The sequence below is a fragment of the Muricoccus nepalensis genome, assembly GCF_006438825.1.
Lineage (GTDB): Bacteria > Pseudomonadota > Alphaproteobacteria > Acetobacterales > Acetobacteraceae > Roseomonas > Roseomonas nepalensis.
Genome location: NZ_RCZP01000044.1, coordinates 20,329 through 39,502, shown reverse-complemented (window position 1 = coordinate 39,502; position 19,174 = coordinate 20,329). Strand labels below are relative to the sequence as shown.

Here is a 19,174-nt window from a genome sequence, read left to right as displayed (position 1 = left end):
ATGCTCCGCGCGCGCTCATCCGCGGCCGAGATCATGGACGACGCCGCGCAGGACTTCCCCGCCTTCTCCTCCGCGCTCCGCGACCTCGAGCGAATCAACCGCCTGAGCCTCGCCTATCGCCCGACGCTCCGCTGGCTGGACGCGCTGGCCCGGCGGACGGGCGCGCGGCAGCTGAGCGTGCTCGACGTCGGCGCGGGCGGGGGCGACATGCTCGCGCGGGTGGCGGACTGGGGCGCGCGGCGCGGCGTCGCGGTGGAGCTCGCGGCCCTCGACCGCTCGCCCCACGCCGAGGCCCACGCGCGCGCGCGGCACCCGGGCCTGCCGGTCCGCTGGATCACCGCGGACCTCTTCGACCTCGACCCCGCCGAGCGCTTCGACGCCGCGGTTTGCGCGCTGTTCACGCACCACCTCGACGACGACGCGCTGGTGCGCTTCCTCCGCTGGATGAGGGCGCGGGCGCGGCTCGGCTGGTTCATCAGCGACCTGCACCGCCACCCGATCCCCTGGGCAACCGTCTGGGCGGGGGTGCGGCTGCTGCGGATGGACCCGATGGTCGTGCACGACAGCACCGTCTCCATCGCCCGCGGCTTCTCCCGCGCGGATTGGGAGGGGCTGGTCGCGCGCGCGGGCGTGCCGGCCGAGCTGCGCTGGGCCTTCCCCTTCCGCTGGACCGTCTCGGGCGAGGGCGGCGCGTGAGCGGCACGGTCGTGATCGGCGGCGGGCCGGCGGGAGCGGCGGCGGCCATCCTCCTCGCGCGGGCGGGGGCGCGCGTGACGGTCGTGGAGCGCGAGGCGGCCGCGCGGGAGAAGGTCTGCGGCGAGTTCCTCGGGCCCGATGCCGCGGCGCTGATGGCGTCGCTCGGCCTGCCGCTGCCCTCGCTCGGCGCCGTGCCGGTCTCGCGCGGCGCCCTGGCCGCGGGATCGCGCGACGCCGCCTGGGCGCTGCCCTTCGCCGCCTGGAGCCTGCCGCGCGCCGTCATGGACGAGGCGTTGCTCGACGCGGCGGCCCGGGCGGGTGCGACGGTGCTGCGCGGGCGCGGCGCGGCGGGCGCGGCGCGGGAGGGGGAGGGCTGGTCCGTCCGCCTCGCCGGCGGCGCGCGGCTGGCGGCGCGGTCCGTCGTGCTGGCGACCGGCAAGCACGAGCTGCGCGGCCATGCCCGGAGCGCCACGCGCGGCCAGATCGGGCTCAAGCTGCCGCTCCGGCTCGCGGGGCCGATGGAGGGCACCGTCCTGCTGCTGCCCTTCGCCGGCGGCTATGCCGGGCTGCAGCCGCGGGGCGGGGAGGGGGCGGGCCGGGAGGCGAATCTCTGCGCGGCCCTGCGCGCGGTGGGATCGGAGGCGCGGGACCCGGCGGCGCTGCTGGGCCGCGTGGCCTCGGGCTCCGCCCTGGCCGCCCGGCTGCTGCGGGACGCCGAGCCGCTGCTGGCGCGGCCGCTGGCCGTGGGCGGCGTGCCCTACGGCTTCCGCCACCGGGACGGCGCGGGCGCTCCGTGCGGCCTCTACCGCGCGGGCGACCAGTTCGCGGTGGTGCCCTCCCTTGCCGGCGACGGGGTCGCGATGGCCCTGGCCGGCGGGATGGCCGCCGCGCGGGCGATCCTGGAGGGGGTGCCCTCCGCCGCCTTCCACCGGGCGCTTGATGCGGAGCTCGGCCGGCCGATGCGCTGGGCCGGCGCGATCGCCCGGCTGCTGGAGGCCGCGCCGGGGGCGCTCACCCTCGCGGCGGGGGTCTTCCCGGCCGGCGCCCGCCTGGCCGCCGCCCGCACGCGCCTGCCCTCCCGGCCGCGCCCGGTGGCGGGCGGGAGGGAGGGCGGCGCGGGGCCGGTCAGGATCCTGGCGCGGCGGTGACCCGCGCGAGGGGGAGCGCGATCTCGACGACCAGCCCGCTCCGCGCCCAGTCGCGCATCAGGGTCCCGCCGAGCTGCCCCTTCACCGTCGCGTCGATGAGGCGCGTGCCGAAGCCCGAGCGGCGGGGTGTCTCCGCCACCGGCGGCCCCCCGACCTCGGCCCAGCGAATCCGGAGGGAGGGGCCCTCCTCCCACCAGCGGAGCGTGACGGTGCCGCCGGGCCGGGACAGCGCGCCGCCCTTGGCCGCGTTGGTGGCGAGCTCGTGCAGGACCATGGCCAGCGGCTGCACGGCCAGCGGCGAGATCGGGCGCGGCTCGCCCTCGATCGCCACCGGCCCGGCACCCCCCGCGCCGGCATAGGCCATCAGCTCCCGCTCCGCGACGGCGCGCAGTTCGGTGTTCGCCCAGCCGCCCTCGGCCAGGAGGTCGTGCGCGCGGGCCAGGGCCGCGACGCGGGACCAGACATTGGCCGCGTAGGCCTCCGCCGTGTCGGCGCCCGAGAGGCGGACGATGGTCTGCACCACCGCGAGGACGTTCTTCGCGCGGTGGTCCACCTCGCGCGCGACGAGGAGGCGGTGCTCCTCGGCCCGGCGGCGGTCGTCCACGTCCTCCAGCACGCCCACCCACTCGTCCGCCCGCCCTTCGGGCACGGCGGCGCCGATCGGGACGGCGCGGGAGCGGCACCAGCGCCAGGTGCCGGCGGCGGTGGCGATGCGGTACTCGACGTCCATCAGGCGGCAGGCGGCGAAGCTCTCCGCCCAGGCCGCCGCGGCCCGGGCGCGGTCCTCGGGGTGGAGCATCGCCAGCCAGCCGTTGCCGAGCGCGGCCTCGCGCGGCTGGCCGGTGAGCGAGGTCCAGCCCTCGGCCTCGATGAGCCGCCCCTCGGGGCCCGCGCGCCAGAGGACGATGGCGGAGGCCTCGGCCAGCGCGCGGTGGCGCTCGGCGCGGATGAGCGCCTCCCGCGCCGCCGCCTGCACCGCGGCCTCCCGCTCGCGGACGAGGCGGACGGCCTCGGCCTCCTCCCGCCGGACGTGGCGGTCCCAAATCGTGATGCAGGCGTAGGTGCCGAGGCCGATGCCGATCGTGACGGCCGCCACCCACGGCGCGTAGCCGGACAGTGTCGCGCCGTCGAGCACGAGGGTCAGGCGGGCCGGGTGATCAGGCGGCCGGCCAGGGAGGCGATGCGGGGCCCGTGGCGGACGAGGCCGATGGCGGTGCCCAGGCTGGCGATGAGCGTGACCGTGCAGACGGCCGCGTCGAGCCAGTAGGACCAGCCGCCGAGGAAGAGCGTCATGACCTTCGTCACGTGGGATGTCCCGCAGGCAAGGATGAAGACGACGAACATGACGATGACCGACCGGAACGGTAAGGTATCGAAACGGCGGAGGAAGCGCCAGAGGGCAAAGGGGATCATGAAGTAGGCGGCGGCCACGCCGAGGTTGGTAACGACCATGGTCGCGATGATCGCGGGGTCCCGCAGGAGGCAGATCGCGTGGGGGGCGTAGCCGCCCCAGTTCTGGACGATGTCATAGGTGGCGTCGGCGATCGTCTGCAGCATGCGGCTCTCTCTGAGCCCTCCTTCCGGGGCTGGGGGTGGGGGCCGGTTCCTGCGGGCGAGGCGATCGGCAGGGCAGAATAGCCCGGATGCGCCGCGCACGGGGGTTTATGCGCCCTGGCGGACCGGGCGCGCGCTCGGGGCGGGCCGAGTGTGGCCTGCCCGCATCGACGGGGCTCAGGCCCCCGGGAGAAGCGCCGCCCCGTGCGTGCCGAAACGGAGCCCGACGGGTTCCCCGGGCGCGTGGGCGCCGGCGGAGGCGGGGGAGACGACGAAGACCTCGCCGGCGCCCGTGTCGACCGTGTACTCGACGACACCCCCGAGATAGGCCGCCTTCGAGACCCGGCCGCTCAGCATGGCGGCGGGGTCGGCAGCGGGAAGGACGGCGATCGCCTCGGGGCGCAGCGCCAGCTCCGCGGGGCCGTCCGGCAGGCCGCGATGGGCGAGCACCAGCCGGGCCTCCGCGACCCGCACCTCGCCCTCCTGCCCGTCGAGGCGGCGGAGCGTCGCGGGAAGGCGGTTGGCTTCGCCGACGAAGCCCGCGACGAAGGCGCTGGCCGGGTTCTCGTAGAGGTCCCGCGGCGTGCCCTCCTGGGCAATCACCGCCTGGTTCATGACGATGATCTTGTCCGAGATGGCCAAGGCCTCCGCCTGGTCGTGCGTGACGTAGACCACCGTGACGCCGAGGCGCTGCTGGAGCTCGCGGATCTCCTCGCGCATGCGGCGGCGCAGGCGGGCGTCGAGGTTCGAGAGGGGCTCGTCGAAGAGGAGGACCGAGGGCTCCAGCACGAGGGCCCGCGCCACGGCGACGCGCTGCTGCTGCCCGCCCGAGAGCTCCGAGGGAAGGCGGGCGTCGAAGCCGGCGAGGCCCACGCTGTCCAGCGCCGCGCGCCCGGCGGCCTCGGCCTCGCGGCGCGGGCGGCGGGAGACGGTCAGGCCGTAGCAGACGTTCTCGAGCACCGTCATGTGCGGGAACAGGGCGTAGGACTGGAACACCATGGAGACGTCGCGCTCGGCCGGCGGCAGGGCCGAGACGTCGCGGCCGCCGATGAGCACGCGGCCCTCGCTCGGGTACTCGAGGCCGGCGATCATCCGCAGCGTCGTCGTCTTGCCGCAGCCGGAGGGGCCGAGCAGCGTGCACAGCGTGCCGGCCGGCACGGTGAAGGAGACGTCGCGCACCGCGACGCTGTTGGCACCAAAGCGCTTCCACACGCGCTCGAAGCGCACTTCCGCCGCCCGGCTCATGCCACGGCCCCCCTTGTTGCGACGACCGGCACCGCGGCGCGGCGCCCGATGCGGCGCCGGCCGACGAGAAGCTGCGCGAGCCCCAGCATGACGACCATGAGCGCGATGAGCACGACCGCGACCGCGATGGCCAGCCCGTAGTCGCCGTTGATGACGCGGTTGACGATGAAGACCGTCGCCAGCTCCGTGTCCGCCGTGACGAGGAAGATGACGGCCGAGATCGTCGTCATCGCCCGCACGAAGGCGTAGACGAGCCCGGCTACGATGGCCGGCCGCAGCAGCGGCAGCACCACGCGCCGGAAGGCGTCGCCGCCCCCGCCGCCGAGCGTGTGCGAGGCCTCGTCCAGAGAGGGGTCGATCTGCGCCATCGCCGCCATGCCCGAGCGCAGGCCGACGGGCAGGTTCCGGAACACGAAGCAGGCCACGATGATCGCGCCCGTGCCCGCGAGCTCGAGCGGCGGCAGGTTGAAGGCGCGGAGATAGGCGACGCCGATCACCGTGCCCGGCACGGCGAAGGAGAGCATGGTCGCGAACTCCAGCACGCCCCGCCCCGCGAAGCGCGTGCGCGAGAAGAGCCAGGCGGCGGCGATGCCGAGCGCCGCCGTGACCGGCGCCGCGATGGCGGCGAGCGTCACCGTCGTGATGACGCTGTTCCAGGCGAGGCCGGTGAGCTGCCCGCCCTCGATGTCGAAGGCCTTCACCATGTGGCGGAAGGTCGGCGTGTAGTCGCGCCCCCAGATCTCCACGAAGCCGCCCGAGAGGGCGAGGCCGTAGAGGATGACGGTGAGCGCCGCCCAGGGTAGCGCGACCGAGAGGCAGAGCCGCCGCACGCCCGCCGGCAGCGGCGGCGCGAGGCCGCCGTCGCCCTTGCCGCCGATCGAGACATAGGACTTCCGCGCCGTCAGCCAGCGCTGCAGCGAGAAGGCGCCGAGCGCGAGGGCGAGGAGGATGAGCGAGAGCGTCGCCGCCCGCCCCGCATCGGCCTGGGCGCCGACGACGGCGAAGAAGATCTCCGTCGCCAGCACGCCGAAATTGCCGCCGAGCACCACGGGGTTGCCGAAATCCGCCATGCTCTCCACGAAGCCGAGGAGGAAGGCGTTGGCGATCCCCGGCCGCAGCAGCGGCAGGGTGACCGTGGCGAAGGTCTCGCGCGGGGTGGCGCGGAGGGTGGAGGAGGCCTCCTCCAGGGTCGGCGACAGCCCCTCCACCACGCCGATCAGCACGAGGAAGGCGATGGGCGTGAAGGCGAAGAGCTGCGCCAGCAGCACGCCCGGCAGCCCGTAGATCCAGCGCCCGAGCTCCAGCCCGAACCAGGCGGAGGCGGCGTTGGAGACGAGGCCCGAGCGGCCGAAGATGAGGATGAGCCCGAGGCCGAGGATGAAGGGCGGGGTGACGATGGGCAGCACCGTCAGCCAGCGCAGCCCCCGCGCCCAGCGCAGCCGCCCGCGCGTGACCAGCAGGGCGAAGGCGAGGCCCATGGCGGTGGTGCTGGCGCCCACCAGCGTGCCGAGCAGGAGGGTGTTCCAGACCACGCCGCAGCGGGGCGCGCCGGCGAGGCAGCCGAGGCTCCAGAGCCGGTCGTCGGCCAGCCGCCCGAAGACCGCGCCGGCCGCGAGGGCGCCGGAGGGGTCGCGGAAGGCGTCGCCCAGCAGCAGGACGAGGGGCATCGCCGTGAAGAGGCCGATGGAGCCCGCGACGAGGACCGCGACCGCCGCCGTGAAGGCATCCCCCCGGAAGGCGCCGCGCCCGGCCAGCCCCGCCGCGAGGAGGACGGCGAGCGCGAGGGGCACGACCGCGCCGCCCCAGCCGATGCCGAACTGGCGGCTCTCCATCGGCCCCAGCGCCTCGAGCCAGGGCGCGGACCAGCCTTGCACGCCGATGGCGTAGCCCTGGGCCAGCAGCGCGAGCAGCCCGCCCGCCCCCGCCACCAGGAAGCCCGCCGCCCGCACGGGGCGGGCGAGCGGCAGGAGGGCCGAGAGCAGGCCGAGCGCCGGCGCGAGCAGCGCGGGCAGCAGCCACCAGCGGCCCTCCGCCAGGACCTGCCCGGCGGCCGGCGCGAAGTCGGGGTCGGTCAGCCAGGCGAGATTCGCGAGCGGCGTGGCCGCGATCCCGTCCTGCAGGAGGTACCAGGGGAGGAGGAGCGCCGCCGCGAGGGCGACGAGGCTGCTCCAGAGGCCGGCGGCGCGCATCGCGGCCTCAGCGCGGTAGCGCGTTCACCTCGCGGTCCCAGCGCTCGATGAGGCGGCGGCGCTCGGCGGAGGCGCCGTATTTCGCGAAGTCGTAGTCGATGAGGCGGATGTCGGCCATGCGCGGGGCCTCGGCCGGCACCGGCGTCGCGCGGTTGGAGGGCGTCTGGAACTGCTTCGACTCCGCGCCGAGCTGCTGGGCGGCGGGGGTGAGGGCCCAGTCGTAGAAGCGCTGCGCGCTGCGCAGGTTCCGCGCGCCGCGGATGATGGACATGGAGCCGACCTCGTAGCCCGTGCCCTCGCAGGGAACCGCGCTGCTGACGGGGAAGCCGCCCAGGCGCTCCGTCACCGCGTCGTGAACGAAGGAGACCGACACCGCGGTCTCCCCGCGCGCGACGGACTTGATGGGGCCGGTGCCCGAGCGCGGGTAGGCGTTGATGTTGCGGTGGAGCGCCTTGAGGTACTCGAAGGCCGGGTCCTCGCCCATGATCTGCACGATGGTCGCGATCATCACGTAGGCCGTGCCGCTGGACTGCGGGTTGGCCATCTGGATCTCGTTGCGGAAGCGCGCGTCCAGCAGGTCGCGCCAGCAGGCGGGGGCGGCGATGTTGCGGCGGGCGAGGAGCTCGGGGTTGAAGGCCATGCCGAGCGCGCCGGCGTAGATGCCCACCGTGCGGTAGCGGCTGTCCCGCGCCTGCTTCTGCGCCCAGTCGTGGAGCTGGTCGAGGCTGGGGGAGCGGTACTCGGCCGAGAGGTTCTCCTCCGCCGCCTGCAGGTGCGGGTCGCCGGTGCCGCCGAACCAGACGTCGCCCCGGGGGTTCCCCGCCTCGGCCCGAAGCTGCGCCAACACCTCGCCCGAGCCCTTCTGGGAGACGGCCACCCGGATGCCGGTGTCGCGCTGGAAGGCGTTCGCCGCCGCCTGGCACCACTCCAGCTGCACGGAGCAGTAGAGGTTCAGCGAGCCCTGCGCGCGGGCGGCGCCGGCGGGGGCGAGGACCGCGGCGAGGAGGGCGGCCGGGATGGCGGCGGCCCGGATGAGGCGGAACAGCATGGCGTCACTCCCTGGCCGCTCACGGACGGCTTGTCCCTGCCTTGCAACAAAACCGGCGTCCGATCAACGGAGAAGGCGCCGCGCGGCGGGTCCGGGAGGGCTATTTCAGCTTGATGTCGATCCGCACGACATCGCCGCGGTAGACGCCGTCCGCCACGAGCACGAGGGTGCCGTGCTGGTCGACCGCCGCGCGGTGGACGTTGGCGACGGGCGCGTTCAGCGGAAGGTGGAGCGCGGCCGCGCTCTCCACGTCGGCGACGCCGATGGTCAGCGTCTGCCGCGCGTCCACGACCTGCACGCCCTTCAGCCCCGAGACGAGGCGCAGCGCGGTCTTGCTGCCGAGGTCCGCCTCCGTCACCAGCGGCGAGAGGCGCGCGTCGAGGTAGACGTCGGCGAGCAGGAAGGGCTGCCCGTCGCGCCAGTGGCGCCGGCGGATGTGGCGGTAGAAGGGGGCGGCGACGCCGATGCTGTCGGGGATGGCCGCGCCGGGAAGCCCGTCCGCGTCGGAGAGGATCTCGATCCGCGCGCCCTCCCGCGGGCGCAGCAGGCCGTTCCAGTCCGCCTCCACGTCGCACCAGATCCGCTCGACCGGCGCCTTGCGGACGAAGGTGCCCTTGGCGCGGAAGCGCTCGATGAGGCCGTCGCGCTCGAGCTCGTCCAGCGCCTGGCGGATCGTGGCGCGGGCGACGCTGCACTCCGCCGCCAGCTCATCGACCGTGGGGATCCGCTGGCCGAGCTTCCAGGACCCGCCCTCCACGCGGCGGCGGAAGAGGGTGGCGAGCTGGATGTAGCGCGGCACGGCGCTGCGGCTGAAATCGACCTTGCCCCGGGGGGGCGCTGGCTCAGCGCGTGGCATCGAAGAAGGGCTCTCCCGCGCGGAAGGCGGCGATGTCGCGCAGGAGCCGCGCGACGATGGCCCCGCGCGTCTCCTCGGTGATGGAGGCGTAGTGCGGCGCGAGCACGGCGTTCTCGAGCGCGAGGAAGCGGGCGTCGAGCGCCGGCTCGGTCGCGAAGACGTCGAGCCCCGCGCCCGCGATCCCGCCCCCCTCCAGCGCGGCGAGCAGCGCCGCCTCGTCCACGACGGAGCCGCGGGCGATGTTGACGAGGAGGCCGCGCGGGCCGAGCGCGGCGAGCACCGCGGCATCCACGAGGTGCCGCGTCTCCTCCCCGCCCGGGCAGGCGAGGACGAGCACGTCCGAGCGGGCGGCCAGCGCCGTGGCGTCGGGCAGCCAGGGCCAGGGCGCCTCCGGCTTCGGGCGCGGGCCGGTCCAGGCGACGTCGAGGCCGATGCCCGCCGCGCGGCGCGCGATGGCCGCGCCGATGCGGCCGAGCGAGACGACCCCCAGGGCCTTGCCGTGCAGGCTCATCCCCGGCGCCATGCGCTCGCGCGACCAGCGGCCCGCGCGCACGAAGCGGTCAGCCTCGGCGATGCGGCGCGCGGCGGCGTAGACCAGGCCGATCGCGAAGTCCGCCACGTCCTCGGTCATCTCGTCGGGCGTGTGGGAGACGGCCACGCCCTGTTGGCGCGCGGCGGCGAGGTCGATGCGGTCGAGGCCGACCCCCATGGAGGCGATGAGGCGGAGCGAGGGCAGGGCCGCCATCGCGGCGGCGTCCGCGCCGGCCATGCCGGAGGTCACGGCGATCCGCGCGCCGGCGGCCGCGGGGTCGCCGCGCTCGACGAGGGTGTAGTCCCGGCCGAGCGCGTCGCGCAGGTCCTTCGGCACGGCGGCGAGGAGGGCGACCGTTTCGCGGCTCACGGCGCGCCCTCCGCCGCGGCGCGCGCGCGGGCAAGTTCCGCCATGATGGCGGGCATCCGGTCCGCGGCGGCCTGGCTGAGGTCGGCGTAGAGGCTGTTCCCCTGCGCGTCGATGCCGACGGTGAGCGGGCCCAGCCCCTCCACCCGCAGCGTCACGAGCCGGTAGTGGGAGACGAGGTCGTTCCAGTGCACCGAGACGACCTCGCGGATCGCGTCCGACAGCAGCGGGGCCCCGCCGCCGACGAAGGAGAGGTAGACGCAGCCGACCTCGCGCATCGCCTCCGCGCAGGCGGCGTCGAGCCCGCCCTTGCCACCGACCGCGCTGAGGCGGAAATGGCGGATGAGGCCGGGCATGAGCGCGTTGAAGCGGGTGCTCGTCGTCGGGTTCATGTAGAGCACCTCGAAGCCGCCGTCCGGCGCCTCGCGCGAGTAGCTGCCGAGGTGGAAGAGGCCGGTGCCGTCGAGCGGGCGGGGAAGCTCGCGCCGCCCCTCCGCGCATTCCACCAGGCGCTGGCAGGTGGGCAGCCCCGCGGTGATGACGATCTCGCCGTCCAGCAGCACCATGTCCCCGGCGCGGAGCGAGCGCGCGTCCTCGCGCGACAGCGGCATCCGCAGGCGCCGGATGCCGTCCTCGGTCGCGGGCGCGCTCATTCCACGCGCTCCAGCCGCCCGTCCCCGTAGAGGCGCGCGCGGGTGCGGCGGTTGATCCAGCAGTTGAAGGCGACGGCGACGGGCGTAAAGCCGTGCCCCGCGCAGTACTCGATGTGAACGCCGAGCGCGGTCGTGTCGCCGCCGGTACCCATGGGGCCGAAGCCCGTGGCGTTCACGGCGCGGAGCAGCCGCTCCTCCATCGCCGCCAGCACGGGCTCCGGGTTGGTGGTGCCGTACTGGCGGAGCGTCGCCTTGGCCGCCATCTTCGCGCAGTGGTCGAAGGAGCCGCCGATGCCGACCCCGATGTTCACGGGCGGGCAATGCTGGGAGCCAGCCTTGAGCACGCATTCCATCACGTACTCCTCGATCCGCTCGAGCGTCGGGAAGGTGAAGATCTCGAGCGCGGCCCAGCGGCCGGAGCCGAGCGCCTTGGGCTGGCAGGTGATGTCGACGTGGTCCGCGCCGTCCACGATGTCCCAGGTGACCAGCGGCATGTCCTTGCCGCGGTAGCCGCGCTCGTTCGTCAGCGGGTTGGTGACGTGCTTTAGCAGGGGCGGGTTGGTGGTCGCCACCAGCTCGTCGAAGCCGTCCTCGATGGCGCGGCGGATGTCGCCCTCCAGCCGCACGCCCGTGCCGATCGCGATGGTGTAGGTCGGCACGCCGGAATCCGAGCAGACGAGCCGGTCCTGCGTCTCCGCCATCTCGGCGCTGCGGAGAAGGATGCCGAGCGTCCGCTGCGCGACCGTGTTCGTCTCGGTCTCCCGCGCCCGGCGCAGCGCGTCGAGCGTGTCGTCCGGCACCTTGCGGAGCGACCACTCGTAGAGCTGGGCCGTGGTGCGCTTCATCATGTCGTAGGTGATGGGCAAGGCGGTCTTTCCGGAGGGGAGGGCGCGGCCTCAGTCCTCGAAGAAGGGGGTTTCCTCCTCCGCGGCGCCGCGGAGATGGATGTCGAAGCGGAAGACGCGGATCCCGCCCTCCTCGCCCGCGGCCCGGGCCACCGTGCGTGCGCGGCGCTCCGCGGGCACGAGGTTCAGCACGGGGTCGGCGGCGTTCTCGGCGGGGAAATCGGGGAAGAAGGCGGTGGCGAGCACGCGGCGCATCAGCCCCGCGCCCATCACCGTCAGGTTGACGTGCGGCGCGCGGCGGCCGGCGGGGTCGTCGTAGCCGCCGGGCAGGAGGGTGCGGAACTCGAAGGCGCCCTCCGCGTCCGTCCAGGCCCGGCCCCAGCCGAGGAAGTCCAGGTCCGCCCCGTGCCGCCCGGGGTCCAGCGGGTGGTTGAACCGGCCGGCCGCGTCCGCCTGCCAGGCCTCCAGGATGGCGTTCAGGCAGGGCACGCCGCCCTCCCGCGTCACCCGGCCGCGGAGGAGGATCGTCTCGCCCCGCGTGCTCGGCGGCGCCGCCGCGTTGACGCGGGTGAGGTCGTTGTCGCCCTCGGTGAAGAAGGTGCGGGGGAAGAAGGGCCCGATCGTGTGCTGGGCGGTCGGCGGCAGCGTCCCGGCGGGGGGGATCGAGTCCGGCATCACGGCGCCTCCGGCGTCGCGTGGCGGCCGCGCAGGACGATGTCGTGCGTGAAGGCGAGCCAGCCGTCCCCCACCTCGGACGGGTGGACCTGCTGCGCGATGAGCCGGGCGCGCGCCGCGGGGTCGGGCAGGGAGGTCAGGATGCGGTCCCACTCGTTCATCGGGTCGCCCGGGAAGTACATCTGCGTCACCAGCCGCGACAGCGAGGAGGGGCCGAGCACGGAGAAGTGGACGTGGGGCGGCCGCCACCAGGTGTCCTTCACCGGCACCGGGTAGGCGCCGGGCTTGATGGTGAAGAAGGCGTAGCGCCCGTCCCCGTCCGTCCGCACGCGGCCGTTGCCGACGAAATTGGGGTCGAGCGGCGCGTCGCGCTGGTCGATCGGGTGGAAGTAGCGCCCGGCGGCGTTGGCCTGCCACAGCTCCACCACCGCGCCGCGCACCGGCCGCCCGTCCTCGTCGAGGACGCGGCCGGACATGTGCATGAGCTGCCCCATGGCGACCTTGCCCGGCGCGGGGACGGCGAGGTTGCTCTCGCCGCAGGGCAGCTTGCGCCACAACTCGGCCGGGCCGGTGACCTCGGTGCGCGTGGCCGGCCGGCGGATCAGCGGCTGGGCCGGGGTGTGCGTCCAGGTGTTCGGGTAGCCCGGCACCGGCACCGCGGGCTCGATCCCCGGGGGCAGGGGGGCGAAGAGGCCGGGCGGCAGCGCCTCCGCGAGGGTGTCCATCGCCCGCCTCACTCGTCCGGCTTGAAGCCGGAGGCCGCGACGATCGGCCCCCAGACCGCGATCTCGCGCGCGATGCGCTCGCGGAAGGCGGCGGGGTCCATCACCTGCGGCATGATGTCGATGCGGGTGAGCCCCTCGCGGATCTCGGGCGAGGCCGCGGCGGCCACGATGGCCTCGTGCAGCGCGGCGAGGGTGGCGGGCGAGGCGCCGGCGGGCAGGACCGCGCCGTACCACTCCTCGTGCACGAGGTCCGGGAAGCCGCTCGCGGCGAAGGTGGGCACCTCGTCCAGCCGCGGCAGGCGCTCGGGCGAGGAGATGGCCAGCAGCCGCGCCTCGCCGGAGCGATGGAAGGGGGTGAGCTCGCCGAGCGGCAGGATGACGGCCTGCACGGTGCCGGCCAGCAGGTCCGCCACCGCGGGCGCCGAGCCGCGGTAGGGGATGTGGTTCATCGTCAGGCCGGCCATGCGGCCGAACTCCGTCCCGATGAAGTGCGGCATCGAGCCCGGCACGGGCGAGGCCCAGTCCACCACCGGCCGGCCCTTCCCCCAGGCGACGAATTCCTGGACCGTCTTCGCGGGGTGGCGGGCCGAGACGGCGAGGCCGAAGGGGAAGATGCAGACCGGCGAGACCGGCGTGAAGTCCTTGAGCGAGTCGTAGCGCATCGTGCGCGTGTAGAGGTGCGGGTAGATCGTCAGCATGGAGGCGGGGGTGACGACGAAGGCGCTGCCGTCGGGCGGCAGCCCTTTCAGCAGCTCCAGCGCCAGGCGTCCGCCGGCGCCGGGGCGGTTGTCCACCACCATCTGCGCGGCCCCGGAGGCGCGCAGCCGCTCCACGTAGAGGCGGGTGACGCTGTCCGAGGTGCCGCCGGGCGGGAAGCCGACGATGGCGCGCCCGGTGCGCGCGTTCTGCGCCCCGGCCGGTCCTGCCCCGGCGGCCAGCGCCGCGCCCCCGAGCGCCGCCAGCGCCGCGCGGCGCCCGATCTCTCCAGCCAGCATGCCTGTCTTCCCTCCCGGAGGTTCCCCGGCGCGTTCCTCGCTCGGCGAGGGCAGGCTGCCAAAGCCGGCGCCTATGTGTCAATTGGTTGACCTTTTGACACCGATGCCCGGCCGCTGGCAATCTCCGCCCCTCAACGAAGGGGGAAACCATGCGGCGTCGTGCGGCCCTCGCGCTTGCCGCCGGCTTTCCGGCGGCCCTTTCCCCCGGAGGGACGAAGGCGATGACGGAGCACCGGGTGCTCGACCTGCCGGCGGGCGCGCTGGAGATCGGCGCGGAGGGGAGGGGGCCGGCCATCGTGCTGCTGCCCTCGCTCGGCCGCGGGGCGGAGGATTTCGACGAGGTCGCGCCGCTCCTCGTCGCGGCGGGGCTGCGCGTGCTGCGGCCGGAGCCGCGCGGCATCGGCCGCTCCGCGCCGCTGCGCCCGGGCGCGACGCTGCACGACATGGCCGCCGACGTCGCGGCCGCCATCGAGGCCGAGGGCGCGGCGCCTGCGATCGTCGCGGGCCACGCGGCCGGCAACTGGGTGGCGCGCGTGCTGGCGCATGACCGGCCCGAGCTCGTCCGCGCCGTCGCGATGCTCGCGGCCGTCACCGGCACGGAGGTGGACCCGGACATCCGCCGCTCCATCACCGCGAGCTTCGACCTGGCGCTGCCCGACGAGGAGCGGCTCGGCCATCTCCGCCGCGCCTACTTCGCCGAGGGCAACGACGCCCGCGCCTGGCTGCCGGGCTGGCACCCCGCGGTGTCCGTGGCGCAGCGCGCGGCGAGCGCGGCGACGACGGACAAGGCCTGGCTACGCGCGGCCGAGCGCCACCCGCTGCTCTACGTCGCGGCCGCGGAGGACGCGATCGCGCCGCCGCCCTCCGAGGAGGCGCTGCGCGAGGCGCTCGGCCCGCGCGTCACGCGCGCGGTGGTGGCGCGGGCGGGGCACGCGCTGGTGCCCGAGCAGCCGCGGGCCGTCGCCGAGGCCCTCGTCGCCTTCGCCCGGAGCCTTGCATGACGACGGTTGCCCGCCGCCCCCTCGCCGCCCTCCTGGCGGCGCCGCTCCTCCGCGCGGCACCGGCCCGCGCCGAGGTCCCGGGCCGCGCGCCGCGGCTGATCGTGCCCTATCCGCCCGGCGGCATCACCGACCTCGTCGCGCGCAAGGTGGCGGACGGTCTGGGCGCGCGGTGGGAGCGGGGGGTGGTCGTGGACAACCGGCCCGGCGCCGGCGGGAACATCGCGGCGGCGATGGCCGCGCGGGCGGCGCCGGACGGGAACACGCTCTACATCGGCTTCGCCGGCACGCACGCGATGAACGTGAGCCTCTACAAAAAGCTCGACTACGACCCGGTGGCGGACTTCACGCCGGTCTCGCTGCTGATCGAATCCCCGCTCGCGCTCACGCTGCACCCCTCGGTGCCGGCGCGCAGCCTCGTGGAGCTGACGGCCTACGCGAAGGCGAACCCGGGGCGGCTCGCCTTCGGCTCCTCCGGCAACGGGGGCGCCTCGCACCGCGCGCTCGAGATCTACAAGGCGCTGGCGGGCGTCGACATCCTGCACGTCCCCTACCGGGGCGCGGCGGGGTCGAACACGGATCTTCTCGGCGGCAAGATCCAGGGGATGTTCGACACGCTGATCACCGCGGCGCCGAACATCCGCGCGGGCGGCGTGCGCGCCCTGGCCGTGACCGGGCGCGCCCGCGCCGCGCTGCTGCCCGAGCTGCCGACGATGGAGGAGGCGGGGCTGCCGGGCTGCGTCTTCCTCACCTGGCTCGGCCTCCTCGCGCCGGCCGGGCTGCCCCTGGAACTGCGCGACCGCCTGAACGCCGACGCGCGCGCCGTGCTGGCCGGGGAGGGGATGCGCCGCTGGTGCGCGGAGAACGGGCTGGAGCCCGCCCCCTCCACGCCCGAGGCCTTCGCGGCCTACATGGCCGAGGAAACCCGCCGCTTCGCCGCCTTCGTGCGCGAGACCGGCATGAGCGTCGAGTGAGGAGTCGCCCGATGAGCACGACCGAACTTCGCGCGAACGGCCTCCGCTTCCGCTGCCGCCTGGACGGGCCCAAGGGGGCTCCCTGGCTCGTTTTCAGCAACTCGCTCCTCACCGACCTCACCCTCTGGGACGACCAGGTCGCGGCCTTCGGGGACCGCTTCCGCATCCTCCGCTACGACCAGCGCGGCCATGGCGGCACCGAGGTCCCGGCGGGGCCGGCGAGCTTCGACGCGCTGGCCTCGGACGCGGCGGCGCTGATGGCCGAGGTCGGCGCGGCGCGGGCGACCTTCGTGGGGGTGTCGATGGGCGCCGCGACCGGGCTGCTGCTCGCCTCCCGCGCGCCCGGCCTCGTCTCGGCCCTTGTCCTCGCCGACGGGCAGGCGGGGACGGCGCCCGGGGGCGCGGCGGCCTGGCAGGAGCGGATCGACGCCGTCCTGGCCGGCGGCATGGGGGCGATCGCGGAGGCGACGCTGCGCCGCTGGTTCTCGCCGGCCTCCCTGGCCGAGGGGAACCCCGCCATCCCGCGCGTGCGCCGCATGATCGAGGCGACGCCGGCCGAGGGGTTCGTCGCCTGCGCACGGGCGCTGCAGTCCTACGACCTGCGCGCCGCGCTGCCCGCCCTGGCGCAGCCCGCCCTGCTGGTGGCCGGCGCCAACGACGGCGCGATGCCGGCGACGATGCGCGGCATGGCCGGGGTGATCCCCGGCGCCCGCTTCGAGGAGATCCCGGACGCGGGCCACCTTCCCCCGGTGGAGCGCCCCCGCGCCTTCAACGAGGCGATCGGCGCCTTCCTGGCGGCGCGCGCCGGGGGCTGAGGGCGCGGCCGCCCAGCGGCCTAACCGCCCGTTAAGTCTCCCCGTGTGAGAATCCGCGCGCCGGCGGGGACAGGTTCCGCCGTGCCTGAGGAAGAGCGGCAGTCCATGTCCCGGTTCGCGGATCTCTCCCTGAGGGCGAAGTTCGGCCTCGCCTTCGGCGTCATCCTTCTCGTGCTCCTCGCCATGGGCGGGATCGCCGCCGTCGAGATCGGGCGGATCCGGGACGACGCCCGCGAGCTCGGCCGCCGCTGGGTTCCCGAGACCGAGGCCCTCGGCCGCCTGAGCGAGGCCGCGGTCCGCTTTCGCCTGAACCGGGCGAACGTGATCATGACCGAGGACCCCGCCCTGCGCGCGGACGTGGCCCGCCGCTCCGAGGAGGTGCTGCGATCCTTCGAGGGCCAGCACGCGCAGCTGGAGCGCTTCGTCGCCTCGGCGCGGGGGAAGGAGCTGCTCCGCGCCGTGGACGAGGCCTGGCGCGACTACCGGGCGCAGGACGAGCGCGTGAGCGCCCTCGTCGCGACGGGCAACCGCGAGGCCGCCGCGCACTACTTCAACGGGGAGATGCTGGCGAGCTTCGGCAAGCTCCGCGCGGGGATCTCGAGCCTTCTTGACCTCGCGGCCCGCATGGCCGCCGAGGCCGCGGAGGAAGCGGAGGAGACCCACGCCGCCTCCCTCTGGGTGATCGGCCTCGCGAGCCTCGCGGCGCTGCTGCTCTGCTTCGGCGCCGCCGCCCTGCTGGAGGCGACCATTGCCCGGCGAATCATCCGCCTCTCCGGCACCATGCGCCAGCTCGCGCGGCGCGACTACGAGTTCGACCTGCCCTGCACCGCCCGCGCGGACGAGATCGGCCACATGGCGCGCGCGATCGACGAGTGCCGGACGGGGCTGCGGCGGGCCGACGAACTGGCCGCCGCGCAGGCCGCGGCCGAGGCCGAGAAGCTGGCGCGGGCCGCGCGCGTCACCGACCTTACCGGCCGCTTCGAGGGCAAGGCGGCCGAGATGATCGGCAGCCTCTCCTCCGCCGCGACGGAATTGAGCGCGACGGCCGGGAGCATGAGCACGGCGGCCACCCGCACCTCCGGCCAGGCGACCGAGGTCGCGGCCGCGGCGGGCCAGGCGAACGCGAACGTGCAGACCGTGGCGGCCGCGGCGGAGGAGCTCTCCGTGTCCGTCGCCGAGATCACCCGGCAGGTGTCCCAGGCGGCGCAGGTGACGGGCCGGGCGATCGCGCAGACCCGCAACACCGACGCCGCCGTGCGGACCCTCGCCGAGGGCGCGCGCCGGATCGGCGAGGTGGTCGGCATCATCAGCGAAATTGCGGGGCAGACGAACCTGCTGGCGCTGAACGCGACGATCGAGGCCGCCCGCGCGGGGGAGGCGGGCCGCGGCTTCTCCGTCGTCGCCTCCGAGGTGAAGACGCTCGCGGCGCAGACGGCGAAGGCGACCGAGGAGGTCGCCTCGCAGATCGGCGGCATCCAGGCCGCGACCGAGCAGGCCGTGGCCGCGATCCAGGGGATCACCGGCGTCATCGAGGAGGTCGGCCAGATCTCCGAGGCCATCGCGGCGGCGGTGGAGGAGCAGGGCGCCGCGACGCGCGAGATCGCGCGCAACGTGCAGGAGGCCGCGAGCGGCACCACCCGCGTGACCGAGACGATCGGCGAGGTGGGGCAGGCCACGCTGGAGACCGGCGAGGGCGCCCGGGACGTCCTCACCGCCGCCTCCGACGTCGCGCGCCAGGCCGAGACCATGCGCAAGGAGGTCGGCGACTTCCTCGAGGGCATGCGCGCCGCCTGAGGGCGGCGGGCGGCCGGCCGTTCCCTAGGGCCTGCGGCGGGCGGGGATCACGGCTGCCACGGGGTCTTCTCCCAGATCCGGCGGTAGCGAGCCTCCTGGGCGGGCATCTGCGCCTCCCACTCGGCGCCCGGCAGGTAGGCCATGGGCAGCTCGAGCTGGCGCGCCTTTTCGGTCCACTCGGGCTTGGCGACGACGCGCGCGATCGCCTCCTGCAGCCGCAGCGCGATCTCGTCCGGCACGCCGCGCGGGGCGGCGATGCCGCGCTCGCTCGTCATGACCACGTCGTAGCCCGCCTCGCGGAAGGTCGGCACCTCCGGCATCAGGTCCCAGCGGTGCTCGCCCATGCCGGCGAGCGGCCGGAGCGCGGGCTTGTCCTGGCCGAGCATGCCGATCTCGCCGAGGTTCAGCCCGGCGACGTCGATGTGGCGCGCCAGCGCGGCGTTCTTGACGAGCCCCGCCCCCGCGTAGGGCGCGTGGATGAACTCGGTGCCCGTGGCCGCCTGGAAGAGGGTGAGGCCGAGATGGTCGTCCGTGCCGACGCCCGAGGACCCGACGCTGATCTCGCCCGGGCGGCGCTTCGCGTCCGCCACGAGGTCGGCCAGGGTCCGGTAGTGTGAGTCCTGGTGCACGACGAAGGCGGTCGGGTCGTCCACGAGGCGCGCGATGGCGCGGAGCTTGGCGCGGTCGTAGCGCACGCGCCGCTCGATGGGCACGGAGAGGTAGCCGGGGGTGTTGATGCCGCCGATGGTGAAGCCGTCCGGCCGCGCGGCCTGCAGCGCGGCGTAGGCCGTCTCGCCGCCCGCGCCCGGGCGGTTGCTGATGACGAAGTTGGCGCCGGGCAGCTCGGCGGCCAGGAACAGCGCGAGGGCGCGCAGCATCACGTCGGTTCCGCCGCCGGGCGCGAAGCCCACCACGATCTCGATGGGCCGCCCGACGGGCCAGGCGGCCTGCGCTAGGGCGGGACGCGCGAGCGGAGCGGCCATGAGGCCAGCGCCGGCTGCCAGGATGCGGCGGCGCCCCAGGGATGTGCGTGTTGTCATTCTCGTCTCCTCCGTGAAGCCGCGGC

Annotated in this window: 19 protein-coding genes; 6 read left to right on the top strand and 13 right to left on the bottom strand. The window is 75.2% G+C overall.

The annotated features are described in order from the left end of the window. Positions 1–696, top strand: a complete 696-nt coding sequence (locus tag EAH89_RS25975) for a methyltransferase domain-containing protein (RefSeq protein ID WP_140886608.1) — start codon at positions 1–3, stop codon at positions 694–696. Continuing rightward, positions 693–1,844: an FAD-dependent monooxygenase gene (locus EAH89_RS25970; protein ID WP_161993764.1), complete on the top strand. Its 1,152-nt coding sequence runs from the start codon at positions 693–695 to the stop codon at positions 1,842–1,844. The genes EAH89_RS25975 and EAH89_RS25970 overlap by 4 nt, the downstream gene beginning before the upstream one ends. Here the strand turns inward: EAH89_RS25970 and EAH89_RS25965 are convergent. The 12 genes from EAH89_RS25965 to EAH89_RS25915 form a co-directional block, all read right to left on the bottom strand. Continuing rightward, on the bottom strand, positions 1,822–2,979 hold the full coding sequence (locus EAH89_RS25965) for an HWE histidine kinase domain-containing protein (protein ID WP_161993763.1): 1,158 nt from the start codon (positions 2,977–2,979) through the stop codon (positions 1,822–1,824). The two genes, EAH89_RS25970 and EAH89_RS25965, sit on opposite strands and share 23 nt — an antisense overlap. Positions 2,980–2,984: 5 nt before the next feature. Further along, entirely contained in the window at positions 2,985–3,401 is a 417-nt protein-coding gene (locus EAH89_RS31550; RefSeq protein ID WP_161993762.1) for a hypothetical protein, read from the bottom strand. A gap of 174 nt (positions 3,402–3,575) precedes the next feature. After that, positions 3,576–4,643, bottom strand: a complete 1,068-nt coding sequence (locus EAH89_RS25960) for an ABC transporter ATP-binding protein (protein WP_140886605.1) — start codon at positions 4,641–4,643, stop codon at positions 3,576–3,578. Further along, complete coding sequence (locus tag EAH89_RS25955) at positions 4,640–6,832, bottom strand: ABC transporter permease (protein WP_140886604.1); 2,193 nt, start codon at positions 6,830–6,832, stop codon at positions 4,640–4,642. Before EAH89_RS25955 ends, EAH89_RS25960 begins: the two co-directional genes overlap by 4 nt. A gap of 7 nt (positions 6,833–6,839) precedes the next feature. Beyond that, entirely contained in the window at positions 6,840–7,880 is a 1,041-nt protein-coding gene (locus EAH89_RS25950) for an ABC transporter substrate-binding protein (RefSeq protein WP_140886603.1), read from the bottom strand. Positions 7,881–7,980: 100 nt separating this feature from the next. Then, positions 7,981–8,736 carry a GntR family transcriptional regulator gene (locus EAH89_RS25945; RefSeq protein WP_140886602.1) on the bottom strand — a complete coding sequence of 252 codons (756 nt, stop codon included), beginning with the start codon at positions 8,734–8,736 and terminating at the stop codon, positions 7,981–7,983. Further along, complete coding sequence (locus EAH89_RS32255; RefSeq protein ID WP_140886601.1) at positions 8,723–9,637, bottom strand: NAD(P)-dependent oxidoreductase; 915 nt, start codon at positions 9,635–9,637, stop codon at positions 8,723–8,725. Before EAH89_RS32255 ends, EAH89_RS25945 begins: the two co-directional genes overlap by 14 nt. After that, entirely contained in the window at positions 9,634–10,287 is a 654-nt protein-coding gene (locus tag EAH89_RS32250) for a fumarate hydratase C-terminal domain-containing protein (RefSeq protein WP_140886600.1), read from the bottom strand. Before EAH89_RS32250 ends, EAH89_RS32255 begins: the two co-directional genes overlap by 4 nt. Next, positions 10,284–11,153 (bottom strand): fumarate hydratase, encoded by an 870-nt coding sequence (locus tag EAH89_RS25930; protein WP_140886599.1) that lies wholly within the window; start codon positions 11,151–11,153, stop codon positions 10,284–10,286. The genes EAH89_RS32250 and EAH89_RS25930 overlap by 4 nt, the downstream gene beginning before the upstream one ends. A 30-nt stretch (positions 11,154–11,183) precedes the next feature. Further along, positions 11,184–11,807 carry a protocatechuate 3,4-dioxygenase subunit alpha gene (gene pcaG / locus EAH89_RS25925; protein WP_140886598.1) on the bottom strand — a complete coding sequence of 208 codons (624 nt, stop codon included), beginning with the start codon at positions 11,805–11,807 and terminating at the stop codon, positions 11,184–11,186. Continuing rightward, the gene (locus EAH89_RS25920; protein ID WP_140886597.1) at positions 11,807–12,532 is read right to left on the bottom strand and encodes a dioxygenase family protein; all 726 of its coding nucleotides are present in this window, start codon (positions 12,530–12,532) and stop codon (positions 11,807–11,809) included. Before EAH89_RS25920 ends, pcaG begins: the two co-directional genes overlap by 1 nt. Positions 12,533–12,540: 8 nt before the next feature. Next, entirely contained in the window at positions 12,541–13,527 is a 987-nt protein-coding gene (locus EAH89_RS25915; RefSeq protein ID WP_140886596.1) for a tripartite tricarboxylate transporter substrate-binding protein, read from the bottom strand. A 149-nt stretch (positions 13,528–13,676) separates the two neighbouring features. On the opposite strand from EAH89_RS25915, the gene EAH89_RS25910 reads away from it, so the two are divergent. From EAH89_RS25910 to EAH89_RS25895, 4 genes are all read left to right on the top strand, one after another. Then, positions 13,677–14,528: an alpha/beta fold hydrolase gene (locus EAH89_RS25910; protein ID WP_206667684.1), complete on the top strand. Its 852-nt coding sequence runs from the start codon at positions 13,677–13,679 to the stop codon at positions 14,526–14,528. After that, entirely contained in the window at positions 14,525–15,499 is a 975-nt protein-coding gene (locus EAH89_RS25905) for a tripartite tricarboxylate transporter substrate binding protein (protein ID WP_140886595.1), read from the top strand. The genes EAH89_RS25910 and EAH89_RS25905 overlap by 4 nt, the downstream gene beginning before the upstream one ends. Before the next feature lie 11 nt (positions 15,500–15,510). Next, positions 15,511–16,314: an alpha/beta fold hydrolase gene (locus tag EAH89_RS25900; protein ID WP_140886594.1), complete on the top strand. Its 804-nt coding sequence runs from the start codon at positions 15,511–15,513 to the stop codon at positions 16,312–16,314. A 105-nt stretch (positions 16,315–16,419) separates the two neighbouring features. Continuing rightward, positions 16,420–18,108, top strand: a complete 1,689-nt coding sequence (locus EAH89_RS25895; protein ID WP_140886593.1) for a methyl-accepting chemotaxis protein — start codon at positions 16,420–16,422, stop codon at positions 18,106–18,108. A gap of 47 nt (positions 18,109–18,155) precedes the next feature. On the opposite strand, the gene EAH89_RS25890 is transcribed toward EAH89_RS25895, so the two are convergent. Next, positions 18,156–19,148, bottom strand: a complete 993-nt coding sequence (locus tag EAH89_RS25890) for a tripartite tricarboxylate transporter substrate binding protein (protein ID WP_140886592.1) — start codon at positions 19,146–19,148, stop codon at positions 18,156–18,158. Positions 19,149–19,174: the final 26 nt, after the last annotated feature.

What these genes read in the sequence shown, in the direction of transcription:
- EAH89_RS25960 (WP_140886605.1), bottom strand. Translation starts at nt 4,643, where the DNA reads ATGAGCCGGGCGGCGGAAGTGCGCTTCGAGCGCGTGTGGAAGCGCTTT.
- EAH89_RS25905 (WP_140886595.1), top strand. Translation starts at nt 14,525, where the DNA reads ATGACGACGGTTGCCCGCCGCCCCCTCGCCGCCCTCCTGGCGGCGCCG.
- EAH89_RS31550 (WP_161993762.1), bottom strand. Translation starts at nt 3,401, where the DNA reads ATGCTGCAGACGATCGCCGACGCCACCTATGACATCGTCCAGAACTGG.
- EAH89_RS25945 (WP_140886602.1), bottom strand. Translation starts at nt 8,736, where the DNA reads ATGCCACGCGCTGAGCCAGCGCCCCCCCGGGGCAAGGTCGATTTCAGC.
- EAH89_RS32250 (WP_140886600.1), bottom strand. Translation starts at nt 10,287, where the DNA reads ATGAGCGCGCCCGCGACCGAGGACGGCATCCGGCGCCTGCGGATGCCG.
- EAH89_RS25890 (WP_140886592.1), bottom strand. Translation starts at nt 19,148, where the DNA reads ATGACAACACGCACATCCCTGGGGCGCCGCCGCATCCTGGCAGCCGGC.
- EAH89_RS25895 (WP_140886593.1), top strand. Translation starts at nt 16,420, where the DNA reads ATGTCCCGGTTCGCGGATCTCTCCCTGAGGGCGAAGTTCGGCCTCGCC.
- pcaG (WP_140886598.1), bottom strand. Translation starts at nt 11,807, where the DNA reads ATGCCGGACTCGATCCCCCCCGCCGGGACGCTGCCGCCGACCGCCCAG.
- EAH89_RS25915 (WP_140886596.1), bottom strand. Translation starts at nt 13,527, where the DNA reads ATGCTGGCTGGAGAGATCGGGCGCCGCGCGGCGCTGGCGGCGCTCGGG.
- EAH89_RS25900 (WP_140886594.1), top strand. Translation starts at nt 15,511, where the DNA reads ATGAGCACGACCGAACTTCGCGCGAACGGCCTCCGCTTCCGCTGCCGC.
- EAH89_RS25920 (WP_140886597.1), bottom strand. Translation starts at nt 12,532, where the DNA reads ATGGACACCCTCGCGGAGGCGCTGCCGCCCGGCCTCTTCGCCCCCCTG.
- EAH89_RS25910 (WP_206667684.1), top strand. Translation starts at nt 13,677, where the DNA reads ATGCGGCGTCGTGCGGCCCTCGCGCTTGCCGCCGGCTTTCCGGCGGCC.
- EAH89_RS25975 (WP_140886608.1), top strand. Translation starts at nt 1, where the DNA reads ATGCTCCGCGCGCGCTCATCCGCGGCCGAGATCATGGACGACGCCGCG.
- EAH89_RS25955 (WP_140886604.1), bottom strand. Translation starts at nt 6,832, where the DNA reads ATGCGCGCCGCCGGCCTCTGGAGCAGCCTCGTCGCCCTCGCGGCGGCG.
- EAH89_RS25950 (WP_140886603.1), bottom strand. Translation starts at nt 7,880, where the DNA reads ATGCTGTTCCGCCTCATCCGGGCCGCCGCCATCCCGGCCGCCCTCCTC.